A 14,050-nucleotide genomic window follows, 5' to 3' on the forward strand; every position below is an offset into this window, starting at 1 on the left:
CCCCGCGGGGCGACCCGCCCCGCAGGGTCCGATCTGTACGCTTTCCGGGTGCTGATCGAACCTCGTCCGCTCGACGATCCGGACGTGCAGACCCTCATCGAGGAGGTCCAGCTCGAGTACGTCCGCCGCTACGGCGGACCCGACGACACCTCGCTGCTGCCGCACGAGTTCACGGCCCCGAACGGGGTGTTCCTGCTGGCGACGGTGAACGGTGTTCCGACCGGTATCGGCGGGTGGCGGGCCCAGGAGTCCTCGCATCCGCGGCTGCGGGACGGGGACGCCGAGATCAAACGCATGTACGTGCGGACCTCCGCGCGGCGCCGCGGCGTCGCACGCCGGTTGCTCGCCGCGCTGGAACGCACCGCGGCCGATGCCGGGCGCCGGCGCGCGGTGCTCGAGACGGGCGCCGAACAACCCGAGGCCATCGCGATGTACGCGGCCGCCGGGTACGTGCCGATGTCGGAGCGGTTCGGCCTGTACGCGAACTCGCCGACGGCGTTGTACTTCTGCAAGGAGCTGCCCCCGATCCGGCTCGCGACCGACGCGGATCTGACGGTGCTCCCGGAGATCGAACGCGCGGCCGGCACGCCGTTCGCGGAGCTGGGGATGACGGCCGTCGCCGACGACGAACCCCCGTCCGTGGAGACCCTGCGAGCCCACCGGGACGCGGGACGGTGCTGGGTGCGGTTCGACGACGCCGACCGGCCCGTCGCCTACCTGATCGCCGACCTCGTCGACGACGGTGTGCACATCGAGCAGGTGTCGGTGCATCCCGACCACGCCCGCCGGGGGATCGGCCGGGCCCTGATCGCACATGCGGAGGCCTGGGCGCGCGATGCCGGGCTGACGCATTCGACGCTGACGACCTTCCGCGACGTGCCGTGGAACGCGCCGTACTACGCGCGTCTCGGTTTCCGGCCCGTCCCGGACGACGGCCTCTCCCCCGGTCTCGCGCAGATGCGGGCGCAGGAGGCTGCGCGCGAGCTCGACCGGTGGCCGCGGATCGTCATGCGTCACGATCTGGATTCCCGCCCGAGCGCAGATTTCCACTCGAGCGCAGATTTCCACTCGAGCGCAGAACGGAACGACTCACCCTGAGCTTCCTCGACGAACTCGCGAAGAGGACGAACACCACCCGTACCGAGAACGGTGCGGGCGCTGTTCCACCTCCGCGACGTGCGCGGCGGCCAGGGCGCACGCGCGATGGGAACGATGGGTCGTAGGTTCGAGTCCTACCGCCCCCGACTTCGGTCCGGGGTGTGACTCAGGGGGCAGAGCAATCGTCGCAAGTACGTCGAGGTATCCGGATCGAGGCGCCGGCCCTTCGGGGCCGGCGTTCGCGTCTTCGCCTCCGTGACGGTCACCGGATGTCCGCGCCGGCCCGGTCGCCGTCGCGGATCGCCTCGGGCAGCCGGCGCGGGGTCAGCGCGTCGCCCACCCGCACGACCCGGATCGGCCCATCCGCGAGTTCCCGCCACAGGTCGTCGGCGGGATCCTGATGCGAGGCGACGACGAGGCGATCGACGACCATCCGGTGTGTCCGTCCGGTGGGGTGGTGCACGAGGGTCACGTCCAGGCCGTCGCCGGTCTCCGCGACACCACCGATCGCGACGTCGGTGAGCTGCTCGATGTGCTTGTCGTGCGCCCGGCGCGACCAGCCGTCGAAGTCCAGGGTGAGCCCGAGATCCTGGCCGACGATCATCCCCGGCGTGCACACCGTCACGGCGCACCCGCGCTCGGCGAGCAGTTCCGCGACGGACGTCGCCTGATGGAAACCGAGGTCGTCGACGACGAGGACCCGGCCGGTGGGGGCGGCGCGGCCGTCGAGGACGTCCCGAACGTCCACCACCCGGGAGGTCGTTCCCGCCCAGTCGGGGCGGCGCGGACGCGCGCCCGTCGCGACGACGACGACCTCGGGATCGAGGGCGCGCACCGCCCGCGCATCGGCGGTGACACCGGTCCGCAGGTCCACTCCCCTGCGTCGGCACTCGGCTTCGAGATGGGTGACGGCACCGAGGAGTTCGTGGCGGTGGGGCGCGGTGGCCGCCTCCCGGATCTGGCCGCCGAGATACGGTCGCCGCTCGAGCAGTGTCACGCTGTGTCCGTGTGCGGCGGCCGTCGCGGCGGCCTGCAGTCCGGCCGGGCCACCACCGATAACGACGACCCGGCGCGGCGCGGGCGCCGGTGCCGGAGCCGGAGCCCCGGATTCGTGTCCCGCCTGCGGGTTCACCGCGCACGCGATGGGGCGGTTCAGCCCGACCCGCCCGATGCACTCCTGGTTGCAGCCGATGCACGGGCGGATCTCGTCGCCGCGATCGGTGAGCGTCTTCGCCGCGAACCCGGGGTCGGCGATCTGTGCGCGCACCGCCCCCACGAGATCGCACACCCCCTCGTCGAGGGCGGTCCGGACCTGATCGGGACGGGTGAACCGGCCGACCCCGACGACGGGCAGCGACACCGCGGCGCGGATCGCGTCGGGCACGAACAACGAGTAGCCGTGCGCGGTGGCCATCGGGGCCTCGACGAGGTACAGCGTCTCCGTGGCGACGCCGACGGAGGTGTTGAGGTAGTCGACGTCGCCGCTCGCCTCGAGCATCCCCGCGACCCGCACGGCGTCGTCGAGGACCACACCGCCGTCGGTGCCGTCGTGGCCGGTCAGCCGGACTCCGACGATCCGGTCCGGTCCCACCGCGCGGCGCACGGCCGCGACCACCTCGAGCAGCAGTCGCGCCCGCCCGGCGAGGTCGCCCCCGTAGCCGTCGGTGCGGTGGTTCGTTCCGGGGGCGAGGAAGGCCCGCAGGATCGACGCCTGCGAGCACTGGATCTCCACCCCGTCGAATCCGCCGTCGACGCAGCGGCGGGCGACGCCGGCGTAGGCGTCGACGAGTTCGGCGATCTCCGCCGTCGCCATCTCGCGCGGGACCTCGCGGAACAGCGGATCGGGTTCGGGGCTCGGCGCCCACAGCGGCCGCCCGCTGTACATCGACGTGCCCTGCGCCCCGTTGTGGTTGAGCTGCGCGAGGATCGCCGTGCCGTGCCGGTGCACCGCGGCGGTGAGGCGGCGGTAGCCGTGGATCACGTCCGGGTCCCAGCCGCGGATCAACTTCTCGTAGGGCCGGTCCGAGGGGTGCACGGTGTGTTCCTCGGTGACGATCAGCGCGGCCCCACCCCGGGCGCGGGCCTCGTAGTAGGCGACGTGCCGGTCGGTGACGGTGCCGTCGACCGAGAAGTTCGTCAGGTGGGCGGGGAAGACGATGCGGTTGCGCAGGGTGACCGGACCGACACGCAGCGGTGCGTGCGGTGCGGTGCCGGTCTCCGTGCGCGTCACCGGGTCAGACCTTCGAGTTGCCCTGGTCGAGAGCCATCTGGCTGCCGGTGATCGTCGAGGAGCGGTCGCTCGCGAGGAACAGGACGGTCTCGGAGATGTCGTCGAGATCGGCGATGGGCTTGTGGGTGAGGATCGGCGCGAAGGACGGTTCCCAGGAGGGGTTCTCCTCGAACAGCTTCAGGACGCTGACGTCCGTGCCCATCGGGGTGTTGACGCTGTAGGGGTGGATGGAGTTGACGCGGATCCGGTAGGGGCCGAGTTCCTTGGCCGCGGCCTGGGTGATGCCCACGAGACCGAATTTCGCTGCGGCGTAGTTGATCTGGCCGGGCATGGCCTTGAGGCCGGCGACCGAGCTGACGACGATGATCGATCCGCCGTTGCCGGCTTCGATCATCGCGGGTGCGGCGGCCTTGAGGGTCTTGAACACGCCGGTGAGGTTGATGTCGATCAGTTCCTCGAACTGGTCGTCGGGCATCTCCCAGAAGCGGTTCCACGTGCAGATGCCGGCGTTGGCGACGACCACGTCGAGGCGGCCGAACTGCTGGACACCCTCGTCGACGACGGCCTTCAGTGCCGCACCGTCGCGGACGTCGGCGATGCGGGCGAGGATCTTGCCGCCGGCCTCCTCGACGAGGCGGACCGTCTCGTGGAAGTCGTCCTCGGTGGTCTGTTCGTAGGTGATGTACTCCGAGACCGGGCGCGCGATGTCGACGCCGATGACGGACGCCCCCTCGCGGGCGAACCGGATGGCGTGGTTGCGGCCCTGACCGCGTGCGATACCGGTGATGAAGACGACCTTGCCGTCGAACTCTCCCATGTCGGCCCTTCCCGTCGACCCCGGGGCACTCACCCCGACTAGAACACGTTTCAGTGTGCCTCACGTTACAGCGCCGAGGCCACCTCGTATCCCTCTCGGATGGCCTCCCGCAGAGTTCTCGGCGCCACCCGGTCGCCGATCGACCGCACCCCCGGCGGATCCGGATCGTGTCCCGGCAGCAGGGGTGCACAGTCCACCAGGACGGCTCCGGGCACGGTCTCCTCGTTTCCCGTGAGCCGGTGCACCAGCCGGATCCCGTCGGCGTCGACCGACCCGATCCGGTGGCCGAGGCGGCGCTCCACCCCGGCGCGGTGCATACGGGTGTTGGCGGCGACGAGATCTCCGGTGGGGGCGAGCCGGGAACCGGCGACGGGGTCGGCGGTCACGTAGAACACCTCGCAGCCCTCGTCGGCGAGGTGGTCGACGACTGCGCTCGCGACCGGTCCGCCCACCGGGTCCCACACCACCACCCGCGAGGACACCGGGCGTGTCCCGGCCAGCACCTCGGCGGCGGTCGTGCGGTTCGCGGGTGCGGTCACCGGGAAGGACGGCGGACGCGGCAGCCCGCCGGTGGCCCGTACGACCGCGGCGCCGGCGGCGAGGGCCTGGTCGATGTCCGCGGCGGTCGCCGCGGCTCCGGTGCGGATGTCGACTCCGGCGTCGCGGCACCGTTGCTCCAGCCAGTCGACGAGCGTGCCGAACTCCGGCCGTCCCGGACCGCGGGAGGCGAGGCGGGCGCGGCCGCCGACGCGGTCGTCGCGTTCGAGCACGACGACGCGGTGGCCGCGGGTCGCGGCCACCCGGGCCGCTTCGAGCCCCGCAGGTCCGGCGCCCACCACGAGCACGTCGCGAGCCGCGGCCGCCCGGCGGGCGCGGGGCCGTGTCTCCTCCCCCGCTTCGGGATCGGCGACGCATCCCACGACGGGGTTGTGGAAGTCGTCCACGAGGCAGGCCTGGTTGCAGCGCAGGCACGGTCGCGGCGATCGGCCGCGGCGGACCGCGGTCACCAGGTCGGGATCGGCGATCTGGGCGCGGGTCATCTCGACCAGGTCGCAGATCCCTTCGTCGAGGGCACGCTGCGCCTGTGCCGGATCGACGACGCTGCCCTGCAACGCGACCGGCACCGAATCGCCGAGGGTGTCCCGGATCCGTTGGCACAGCCGCTCGTTGAAACCCGCGGGGACGTGCGCGTCGGGTCGGTAGGCCTCGGGTGAGAACAGCCCGCCGCGCACCACGGTGAGCAGGTCGATCGCCGACGCGATCTCGCGTGCGCAGCCAGCGGCAAGCTCGGGGGTGAGTCCCGCCCAGGAGGTGTTCTCGTCGCACGTGAGACGCAGTGCCAGAACACGATCCGCACCGATGCGGTCCCGCACCGCGGCGAGCGTCTCACGGAGCAGGCGCGGCCGGTCGGTGCCGTAGCCGTCGTCGCGGCGATTGGTCAGGCCGGACAGGAACTGGCGCAGCAGCGAGGTGGGTCCGGCGTCGAGTTCGACCCCGTCGAGTCCGGCGTCCACGGCGATCCCCGCCGCGTGGGCGAACGAGTCGACGAGCGGGGCGATCTCGGCGTCGGACATCTCGACGGGCAGTTCCCGGGTGACCGGATCGGGCACCCGCGACGGACCCCACAGCGGTCCCCCGCTCCATGCGCTCGACCCCTGCAGGCCCCGGTGGCCGAGGCCCGCGAGCACGAGCGTGCCGTGCGGGCGGCACGCCTCGGCGATGCGCCGGTATCCCGCACCGCAGGACTCGGCCAGAGGTGCACGTTCGTAGGGATGGTCGAGCGGGTGCACCGAGGCGGTCTCGGTCACCACGACACCGCAGCCCCCGCGGGCGCGACGCTCGTAGTACGCGACGTGCCTCTCCGAGAAGCGGCGTCCGTCACCGAGATTCGTGACATGGGGACCGAAGATCACCCTCGCCGGAGCGGTACGTCCGGCGAGGGTGATCGGTGCGGTGAGCGCACGGCTCATCTGTCCGGTCGGGTCAGATGCCGAGGTCGCGGCGGAACCCGTCCGGCACCACGATGTCGTCCGGGGTCAGCTCGTGGATGGAGTTCTTGCCCAGGCCCAGCAGCGCCGAGCCGATACCACCGGCGAGGATGTCGAGGACGTTCTCCACCCCGGCCTGCCCGTTCGCGGCCAGACCCCACAGGTAGGCGCGGCCGATGAGCACCGCCTTGGCACCGAGCGCGAGGGCCTTGACGACGTCGCTGCCGCGGCGGATACCCCCGTCGAGGAGGACTTCGACGTCCTTGCCGACCGCCTCGGCGATCGCCGGCAACGCCCGGATCGGGGCCGGGGTGCCGTCGAGATTGTTGCCGCCGTGGTTGGACACCGAAATCGCCGTGACCCCCGCATCGACGGCACGCTTGGCGTCGTCGACGCGCATGACGCCCTTGAGCATGAACGGCCCGCCCCACTGTTCCCGCAGCCAGGCCACGTCCTCCCAGGTCGGCAGCGGGGTGGTCATCCACTCGCCGTACGCCCCGAAGAAGGTCGGGGCCTGCCCGCCGGGCGGGGTCAGGTTCGGGGTGGTCAGATCCGGCACCTTGCCGGTGCGGGCCCATTCGAGCAGCCACTTCGGGCGGGTGATGCCCTCGGGAGCGAACTTGACCATCGCCTCGAGGCTCATCCGCTCCGGAATGGCGGGGCTGCCCCAGTCGCGGCCGTTGGAGAACGACCAGTCCAGGGTCATGATCAGGCCCTTCGCGCCGGCGGCGCGGGCGCGTTCCATGCGCTGGACCAGGGTGTCGCGGCTGCCGACCCAGTACATCTGGAAGAAGGTCTTGTCGTTGACCCCGGCGACCTCCTCCACGGACTTCGACGCGAACGACGACAGGCCCATCGCGGTACCGCGGGCGGCGGCGGCCCGCGCCACGGCGACCTCCCCGTCCGGATGCACGGCCTGCACACCGGTCGGGGAGATCATCACGGGCAGGGCCACGTCCTGGCCCATGATGGTGGTGGCCATCTCCCGCTTGTCGGACAGCCCGGCCACGTGCGGGGCGAAGCCGAGTTCGCGGAAGGCGGCGATGTTGTCGTCGACGGTGATGCCGGCTTCGGAGCCGGCGACCAGGGCGCCGTAGACGGACTTGGGCAGGCGCTTGCGGGCGCGCTGCTGGGCGATCGCAACGGTCTCGAACCACGGGTCGGTCGCCCACGGGTTCTTCAACCAGGACGGCTTGGCCATCGTCTCGGGTCTCCTCGGATTACAGGCCTGCGAGCGGGTTCTCGTCGCAGAACTTGGCGGGGGGTGTGGTCAGCAGGGTCAGCGGCACCGGCGCAGCGGGGGTGCGACGCTCGGCACGCTTGCCGGTCCGCGAATGGTCGACGCTCGACTGCGGCACGGTGCGCTCACCCTCGAGCGCGGACTGCCCGTAACCCTGCACGCATTCGGGGTCGGGGCCGTCCATCGGCAGGCCGGTGAAGAACTTCGCGGCCATGCACCCACCGCGGCAGGCGTCGAAGAAATTGCAGGAGGCGCATGCCCCGGCGGACTGCGGCTCACGCAACTGCCGGAACAGCGTCGAGTTCTTCCACACCGACTCGAAACCACCGTCGGTGAGGATGTTGCCGGCATGGAAGTTGTCGTGGATGGCGAACGGGCAGGCGTAGACGTCGCCGACCGGGTCGATCAGGCACACCACCCGGCCCGCGCCGCACAGGTTCAACCCCGGCAGCGACCCGCCACCGGAGCTGCCGAAGGCCGACAGGTGGAAGAACGAGTCGCCGGTGAGCACACCCTCCCCGTGCGCGACGAGCCAGTCGTAGAGCTGCCGCTGCTGCTCGTGGGTCGGGTGCAGGTCGTCCCACACGTCCACCGCGCGCCCAGAGGGACGCAACCGGGTGATGCGCAGGGTCGCGCCGTACTTGTCGGCCAGGGCCTTGAAGTCGTCGAGCTGGTCGACGTTCTCGCGGGTGACGACCACCGAGATCTTCGCATCGCGAAAGCCCGCCTCGGACAGGTTCTCCAGGGCGCGGATGGCCATGGCGAACGACCCCGGTCCGCGCACGGCGTCGTTGACCTCGGCGGTGGCACCGTCGAGGGAGATCTGCACGTCGACGTAGTCCGAAGCGGCGAGCCGTTCGGCGACCTTGCGGTCGATACGCACCCCGTTGGTGGAGAACTTCACGCCCACCTGGTGTTCGGTGGCGTAGTCGACCAGTTCCCAGAAGTCCGAGCGCACCGTCGGTTCGCCGCCGCCGATGTTGACGTAGAAGACCTGCATGCGCTGCAGCTCGTCGATGATCGCCTTGCACTGTTCTGTCGACAGCTCGCGCGGGTCGCGTTTGCCGGACGAGGACAGGCAGTGCACGCACGACAGGTTGCAGGCGTAGGTCAGCTCCCAGGTCAGGCAGATCGGGGCGTCGAGGCCCTTCTCGAACTGGTCGACGAGGCGACCGACCTTCGGCGGGGCCGCAGCAGCGGTGGGGGGTTCGAGCAGAGACGTCATGGCGGGTCCTTGCTGGTTCGGGCGTCAGGCGGGGACGATCATGTGCGAGTCGGCCAGCGTGCGCAGGGCATGCAGGTAGACCCGCTCGGCGTTCTCGTCGATTCCGTGGGCGCGCAACGCATCCCGCACCGAGTCGTGCTCACCCATCGAACGGACGACGTCGACGATCACGGTGTTCTTCAGGAACGACAGTTTGCGGGTGCCGAAGTGGTAGAGCAACGCCCCGAACGGCTCGGGGCGAAGCGCTACCTGCGGGTGGAGCCGCCAACCGGCACCCGGATCGAACGCTGTGGTGTCCGTCGATTCACCGGACACGGCGGTGGCTCCGGGCGCGGTCATGTCAGTACACGCCGCACATGCCGTCGATCGAGACCTCTTCCACGAGGGACTCCTCGACCAGCACGGACTCGATCACTGCGTTGTCACGATCGGACATGTTTCCTCCTCGGATTTCTCTCTCCTGAATGGAGTCGGTCCCCACAACGGAGTTGCGTTGTGAGCCGGTTCACCACTGTAATGGCATCGAGTGCAGAATGTCATCCCCGGGAGGAAGAAATGACGCGCAGCCGACGGAAACCGTCCGCTCGGGTAGGTCGCCGCCCCTCCACGTCGAAGGAGGAACTCGCCGCCATCGGCATCGAGCTGTTCATGGAGGCGGGATTCGAGGAGACGAGCATCGACGACATCGCCGAGGCGGCCGGGATCGCGCGGCGCACCTTCTTCCGGTACTTCCCGTCCAAGAACGAGCTGGCCTGGGGAAACTTCGACGAACACCTGGCCGCGATGCGCGCGAGCCTCGAGGAGATCCCGGAGAACGTGCCGCTGTCCGAGGCACTGACCACGGCGCTGCACGAGTTCAACACCTTCCCCGACAGCGAGGCCGAACGGCACCGCGCACGGATGCGGCTGATCCTGCACACTCCTGCACTGCAGGCGTACTCGTCGGTCATGTACCAGGGCTGGCGCCGCGTCGTGGCGGAGTTCGTCGCGCGACGCACCGGCGCCGATCCGGACGACCACATCCCCCGCACGTGCGGTTATCTGCTGCTCGGTGTCGCGATCGCCGCCTACGAGGCGTGGCTCGACGAACCCGGTTCGGATCTGCACGAATTCCTCGCCGCCGGGATGCGGACGGTGACGGCCGGTCTGGACTACAGTGTGCCGCAACCCCCTTCCCCGCCCTCGACGAAGGCTGCGAACCGATGACGGTGCTCGATTCCCTCGCTCCCTGCCGCCCGGGTCTGTGGACGCACGACCACGTCACGGTCGAACGTGTCCCCGCCGGGCCGCTGACCGTGCGCCGGCTGGACGACCGGCTCCACGTCACCCACTCGCTCACGCCCGAGCAGCTCAGCGAACGGCTCGTCGCCGAGGTGACGTCCTCGATCGAGGACGCGGCGTTCGGTCAGGACGAGTTCGAGCTGACGATGGTGGGGCTCGTCCGGTCCACGGTGCCCGGGGCGCTGGATTCGTGGGTCACCTACTACCGCAATTCGCTCGGCGAACTGCTGGACGGTACAGCGGATTTCGCTCCGATCCACGACAGGGCGGCCGAGCTCGTACGCGGGACGGTGCTCGATCTGGGGTCGTGCTTCGGGTTCCTGCCGCTGCGACTGGCCGCCGCGGGCATCCCGGTGACGGCGACCGACATCCTGCCCGGCACGATGCGTCTGCTCGACGCGGTCGCACCCCGCCTCGGACTCGCGGTGGACACCCTCGTGTGCGACGCGGCGAACGTGCCGGTGCCCGACGACAGCGCCGACACGGTGACCGCGATCCACCTGCTCGAGCACGTCGACGACGAGGTGGGTGCGGCGATCCTCGGCGAGGCCCTGCGCATCGCGCGTGAGCGGGTGGTCGTCGCGGTGCCGTTCGAGGAGGAGGCGACGGCCTGCCACGGGCACGTGCGCACCTTCGATCTGTCCGCCCTCGAGGAACTCGGGCGCAGCACGGGCCGGCCCTTCGTGGTGTTCGAACACCACGGGGGGTGGCTCGTCGTCGAGTGAGGCCGGGGTCCACAACCCGGATGCGAGGCCCACAACCCCAGCGGCCGGCCCTGCGGGTTGTGGACCTCACCGCAGGGTTGTGAGCCTCCGGCGGATCAGATCAGGCCCTGCTTGCTCGCCGCGTACACTGCCTCGGCGCGACGGCTCACGCCGAGCTTGCGCATGACGTTGCTGACGTGGAACTTGACGGTGGTCGCCGAGATGTACAGCTGCTGACCGATCTTGACGTTCGACAGCCCCGCCGCGAGGAGTTCGAGCACCTCGAGTTCGCGGTCGGTGAGCTGCTCCTTGGGGGTGCTCTGTCCGTTGAGCGAGCGCACCACCGCCGCGGCGCTGCGCGAGTCGAACGCGCTCTCACCGCGCGAGACGGCGCGGATCGCGCGGACCAGTTCGGTGGTGTCGACGTCCTTGACGACGTAGCCGCGCGCCCCGGCGTGCACGGCCCGCACGACGAGCTGTTCGTCGAGGAAGGTGGTCAGGACGAGCAGCCCGATCCCGGGATGCGCCGACGAGAGCTGCCCGCACAGGTGCAGGCCCTCGTAGTCCGAGCCCGCGGAGAGTTTCAGGTCGAGCAGGACGATGTCGGGTCGCATCCGGTCGACGAGGGCGAGGGCCTCCGCGTCGGTCGACGCCTCCCCCACCACCTCGAGGTCCGGTTCGCGGTCGAGGATCGACCGCAGTCCCTGACGGAGGATCGCGTGGTCGTCGACGAGGGCGATGCGCACCGTGCCGGGGCGGGCCCGTGGTGGCGCCGGCGGTGGGACGGTCATGATCGGTCTCCCGTCTGCTGAGGGGCGGTGTTGTTCTGCAACGGAATCCGGGCGGCGATCCGAACGCCGCCGAATCGGGAGCGGCGCACCTCGAGGGTGCCGCCGAGTTCCCGGGCGCGGGCCTGCATGTTGGCGAGACCGCGGTGCCGGCCGTCGAGGTCGTTGCGGTCGGCGAGTTTGAGCATCAGCCGCAGCCGGGCCGGATCGCCGTCACCGTCGTCGGCCACCGACAGCAGGACCGAGTCGGTGCCGTAGCTCAGGCGCAGCACCACGCGGCTCGCGTTGGCGTGCACGGCGACGTTGAACAGCGCCTCCCCCGCGATGCGCAGCAGGGCGTGTTCGGCGTCGCCGGTGAGTTCGACGGGGCTGCCGCCCATGCCCACCTTCACCTCGAGGTCGCCGGGCATGTGCGCGACGCTCAGCTGTTCGAGCATCTCCGGCAGCGACATCCGTTCGGAGTCGGACGGCCGGTTGAGGGCGTAGATCGCCGAGCGGAGCTGTTCGACGGCGCGGCGGGTGAGTTCCTTCGCCAGGTCGAGGCGTTCACTGCGTTCGTCGTCGGGAATGTCGCTGCGGCACACCTCGATCTGCATGCCGGCCGAGAGCACGGCCTGGGTGACGCTGTCGTGGAGTTCGCGGGCGATGCGGTGGCGTTCCTCGTCGAGCGCCTGGTGCCGGTGGGCGACGCCGAGCTGGCGTTGTGTCAACGCGAGTTTCTGCAGGGTGGCCTCGAGTTCCTCGTTGCGGGCCTGCAGGTCGGCGGCGGCGCGGTTGGCCTCCCGATAGGCCTCCTCCGCGCGTTCGAGGAGCAGCTGGCCGCGTTGGTAGAGGGCCGAGTTCTGCAGGGCGACGGCGGTCTGGCTGGCGAGGATCGACAGCACGGCGCGGTCGGTGCCGTCGAGGGTGCGGTTGGCCGGGGTCCACGCGGCGATGGCGCCGGCGACACCGCCGTCGAGGACGATCGGGACGAAGGCGTGGTGGTTCTCGACGACCGGATACCGGTCGACGGCACCGGTGCGGACCGAGTCGAGCAGGGCGACGACCTCGTCGGGCAGCGGCGGTCCCTCCACGTTGTCGACGAGGAAGGGGGTGGCGTCCGGGCCGAGTACCAGCCGGCGCGGTCCCGCGTCGGGCAGGGTGCCGTCGGTGAGCGCGAAGGCGACCCACTGGGCGCTGAGGTGGGCGCGGGCGGCCTCGGCGACCGCGCAGATCAGGGTCTCCGGCCCTTCGACGGTGCGGACGAGGGCCCGCGAGATGAGTTCGAGGGCGTGCACGACCCGTTCGAGGCGTTCGGCGGCGCCCCGGTACTGAGGGTAGAAGGTCGACTTCCCGGACCGCAGCCCGGTCAGTGCCGACAGGTCGGGGGCGCTCACATCGCCGTCCGGAACAGGTCGATCATCTGCTCGCGGGTGGGGGTGCGCGGGTTCGTCGACATGCACGCGTCGCGCAGGGCGCCGTCGGCGAGGCGGGGCAGGTCGTCGTCGCGGACCCCGAGTTCGCGCAGTCCCCGCGGTACCCCGACCTGTTTGGCGAGGTCGTCGATGCGTGCGGCGACGGCGTCGACGGCCTCGGCGGCCGGTCCGCGGGCCTCGTCGAGTCCGAGGGTGGACGCGATCGCGACGTAGGGATCGGGATGTTCGGCGCCGTTGAACCGCACGACGTGCGGGAGCAGCACCCCGTTGATGACGCCGTGCGGCAGGTCGAGCAGGCCACCGACCTGGTGGCTCATCGCGTGGGCGGCGCCGAGGATGGCGTTGGTGAAGGCGAGTCCGGCCTCGAGGCTGGCCTGCGCCATCGTGGCGCGGGCGGGCATGTACAGCGGTTCGTCGATGGTGCGGACGAGGGTGCCGGTGACCATGCCGACCGCGCGCAGCGCGTGGTGGTCGGTGAGCGGGTTGTGGGCGCGGGAGACGAACGCCTCGACACCGTGGGTGAGGGCGTCGAGACCGGTGGCGGCGTTGAGGTCGTCGGGCATGGTGGTGAGCAGGCGCGGGTCGATCACCGTGAGGTCGGGCACGAGCGACCGTCCGATGATGGTGATCTTGCTGCCGCGGACGGTGTCGGTGACCACGCAGAACTGGGAGACGTCGGCGCCCGTCCCGGAGGTCGACGGCACCATGACCATCGGCGGGATGGGCATGCTCGCGCGGTCCACCCCCTCGTAGTCGAGGATGTGGCCGCCGTTCGCGGCGAGGATCGCGATGCCCTTGGCCGCGTCGATCACCGAGCCGCCACCGAGTCCGACGAGGACGTCGCAGCCCTGCGCGCGGTACACCTCGTAGCCGGCGGCGACCTCGTAGTCCTTCGGGTTGGGGGTGAGCCCGGACCACACGGTGGGTTCGACGCCCTGGTCGACGAGATGGCGGCGCAGCTCGTCGGCCCAGCCGGCCTCGACGAGCCCGGGATCGGTCACGAGCATGGGCCGCACGGCCCCGAGCCGGACGGCGGCGTGGGCAGCCTCGACGAGCGAGCCCTCGCCGAAGACGATCTCGGGTGCGTGGAACTTGACGAGCGCCGGGCCCGTCCCGGCGGCGGTGTGTTCCCCTGCAGCCGCGTGGGCAGAGCAGGGGGTGTTCGCGTGTTCCGGCATGACGACGGCCACTGTTCACTCCTGACGATCCGCGCACCTGTGTGATCCAGCTTACGGTGCGGGTGATTGCGGGCCGTGTAGGAGCG

The 14,050-nt window shown here is 70.8% G+C and carries 13 protein-coding genes; 3 read left to right on the plus strand and 10 right to left on the minus strand.

Annotation, left to right across the window (positions count from 1 at the left end):
- The first annotated feature begins 48 nt into the window (after positions 1-48).
- Complete coding sequence (locus OED52_RS15385) at positions 49-1,098, plus strand: GNAT family N-acetyltransferase (RefSeq protein WP_264151719.1); 1,050 nt, start codon at positions 49-51, stop codon at positions 1,096-1,098.
- A gap of 262 nt (positions 1,099-1,360) precedes the next feature.
- On the opposite strand, the gene OED52_RS15390 is transcribed toward OED52_RS15385, so the two are convergent.
- The 7 genes from OED52_RS15390 to mftA form a co-directional block, all read right to left on the minus strand.
- The gene (locus OED52_RS15390; protein WP_264151720.1) at positions 1,361-3,328 is read right to left on the minus strand and encodes a mycofactocin system FadH/OYE family oxidoreductase 2; all 1,968 of its coding nucleotides are present in this window, start codon (positions 3,326-3,328) and stop codon (positions 1,361-1,363) included.
- A 4-nt stretch (positions 3,329-3,332) separates the two neighbouring features.
- Complete coding sequence (locus OED52_RS15395; protein ID WP_264151721.1) at positions 3,333-4,145, minus strand: mycofactocin-coupled SDR family oxidoreductase; 813 nt, start codon at positions 4,143-4,145, stop codon at positions 3,333-3,335.
- 65 nt (positions 4,146-4,210) lie between these two features.
- Positions 4,211-6,115 (minus strand): mycofactocin system FadH/OYE family oxidoreductase 1, encoded by a 1,905-nt coding sequence (locus tag OED52_RS15400; protein ID WP_264151722.1) that lies wholly within the window; start codon positions 6,113-6,115, stop codon positions 4,211-4,213.
- A 13-nt stretch (positions 6,116-6,128) separates the two neighbouring features.
- Positions 6,129-7,334: a pre-mycofactocin synthase MftD gene (gene mftD, locus OED52_RS15405; protein WP_264151723.1), complete on the minus strand. Its 1,206-nt coding sequence runs from the start codon at positions 7,332-7,334 to the stop codon at positions 6,129-6,131.
- Between the two features lie 19 nt (positions 7,335-7,353).
- Entirely contained in the window at positions 7,354-8,598 is a 1,245-nt protein-coding gene (gene mftC, locus OED52_RS15410) for a mycofactocin radical SAM maturase (protein WP_264151724.1), read from the minus strand.
- Positions 8,599-8,622: 24 nt separating this feature from the next.
- Complete coding sequence (gene mftB, locus OED52_RS15415; protein WP_264151725.1) at positions 8,623-8,937, minus strand: mycofactocin biosynthesis chaperone MftB; 315 nt, start codon at positions 8,935-8,937, stop codon at positions 8,623-8,625.
- A gap of 1 nt (position 8,938) precedes the next feature.
- Entirely contained in the window at positions 8,939-9,034 is a 96-nt protein-coding gene (gene mftA / locus OED52_RS15420) for a mycofactocin precursor MftA (protein ID WP_264151727.1), read from the minus strand.
- 119 nt (positions 9,035-9,153) lie between these two features.
- Here mftA and mftR point away from each other — a divergent pair, with 119 nt between their 5' ends.
- Both mftR and mftM read left to right on the plus strand, forming a co-directional pair.
- Positions 9,154-9,804, plus strand: a complete 651-nt coding sequence (gene mftR / locus OED52_RS15425) for a mycofactocin system transcriptional regulator (RefSeq protein WP_264151728.1) — start codon at positions 9,154-9,156, stop codon at positions 9,802-9,804.
- A complete protein-coding gene (gene mftM / locus OED52_RS15430; RefSeq protein ID WP_264151729.1) occupies positions 9,801-10,604 on the plus strand; it encodes a mycofactocin oligosaccharide methyltransferase MftM in 804 nt (267 codons plus the stop codon). Before mftR ends, mftM begins: the two co-directional genes overlap by 4 nt.
- Before the next feature lie 95 nt (positions 10,605-10,699).
- Here mftM and OED52_RS15435 read toward each other — a convergent pair whose 3' ends face one another.
- Genes OED52_RS15435 through OED52_RS15445 form a run of 3 tightly spaced genes read right to left on the minus strand, consistent with a single transcriptional unit; the run spans position 10,700 to position 13,964 of the window.
- Positions 10,700-11,374 carry a MadR family response regulator transcription factor gene (locus tag OED52_RS15435; RefSeq protein ID WP_264151730.1) on the minus strand — a complete coding sequence of 225 codons (675 nt, stop codon included), beginning with the start codon at positions 11,372-11,374 and terminating at the stop codon, positions 10,700-10,702.
- Positions 11,371-12,747: a MadS family sensor histidine kinase gene (locus OED52_RS15440; RefSeq protein WP_264151731.1), complete on the minus strand. Its 1,377-nt coding sequence runs from the start codon at positions 12,745-12,747 to the stop codon at positions 11,371-11,373. The genes OED52_RS15435 and OED52_RS15440 overlap by 4 nt, the downstream gene beginning before the upstream one ends.
- Positions 12,744-13,964, minus strand: coding sequence for an iron-containing alcohol dehydrogenase (locus OED52_RS15445; protein ID WP_413247766.1), 1,221 nt, complete (start codon positions 13,962-13,964; stop codon positions 12,744-12,746). The genes OED52_RS15440 and OED52_RS15445 overlap by 4 nt, the downstream gene beginning before the upstream one ends.
- Positions 13,965-14,050: the final 86 nt, after the last annotated feature.

This window comes from Rhodococcus sp. Z13, from assembly GCF_025837095.1.
In the GTDB taxonomy this organism is placed as follows: Bacteria; Actinomycetota; Actinomycetes; order Mycobacteriales; family Mycobacteriaceae; genus Rhodococcus; species Rhodococcus sacchari.

Bases quoted from the DNA above. Each gene is read 5' to 3' on its own strand.
- OED52_RS15395 (WP_264151721.1), bottom strand. From the start codon at position 4,145: ATGGGAGAGTTCGACGGCAAGGTCGTCTTCATCACCGGTATCGCACGC.
- OED52_RS15400 (WP_264151722.1), bottom strand. From the start codon at position 6,115: ATGAGCCGTGCGCTCACCGCACCGATCACCCTCGCCGGACGTACCGCT.
- mftD (WP_264151723.1), bottom strand. From the start codon at position 7,334: ATGGCCAAGCCGTCCTGGTTGAAGAACCCGTGGGCGACCGACCCGTGG.
- mftC (WP_264151724.1), bottom strand. From the start codon at position 8,598: ATGACGTCTCTGCTCGAACCCCCCACCGCTGCTGCGGCCCCGCCGAAG.
- mftB (WP_264151725.1), bottom strand. From the start codon at position 8,937: ATGACCGCGCCCGGAGCCACCGCCGTGTCCGGTGAATCGACGGACACC.
- mftA (WP_264151727.1), bottom strand. From the start codon at position 9,034: ATGTCCGATCGTGACAACGCAGTGATCGAGTCCGTGCTGGTCGAGGAG.
- mftR (WP_264151728.1), top strand. From the start codon at position 9,154: ATGACGCGCAGCCGACGGAAACCGTCCGCTCGGGTAGGTCGCCGCCCC.
- mftM (WP_264151729.1), top strand. From the start codon at position 9,801: ATGACGGTGCTCGATTCCCTCGCTCCCTGCCGCCCGGGTCTGTGGACG.
- OED52_RS15435 (WP_264151730.1), bottom strand. From the start codon at position 11,374: ATGACCGTCCCACCGCCGGCGCCACCACGGGCCCGCCCCGGCACGGTG.
- OED52_RS15445 (WP_413247766.1), bottom strand. From the start codon at position 13,964: ATGCCGGAACACGCGAACACCCCCTGCTCTGCCCACGCGGCTGCAGGG.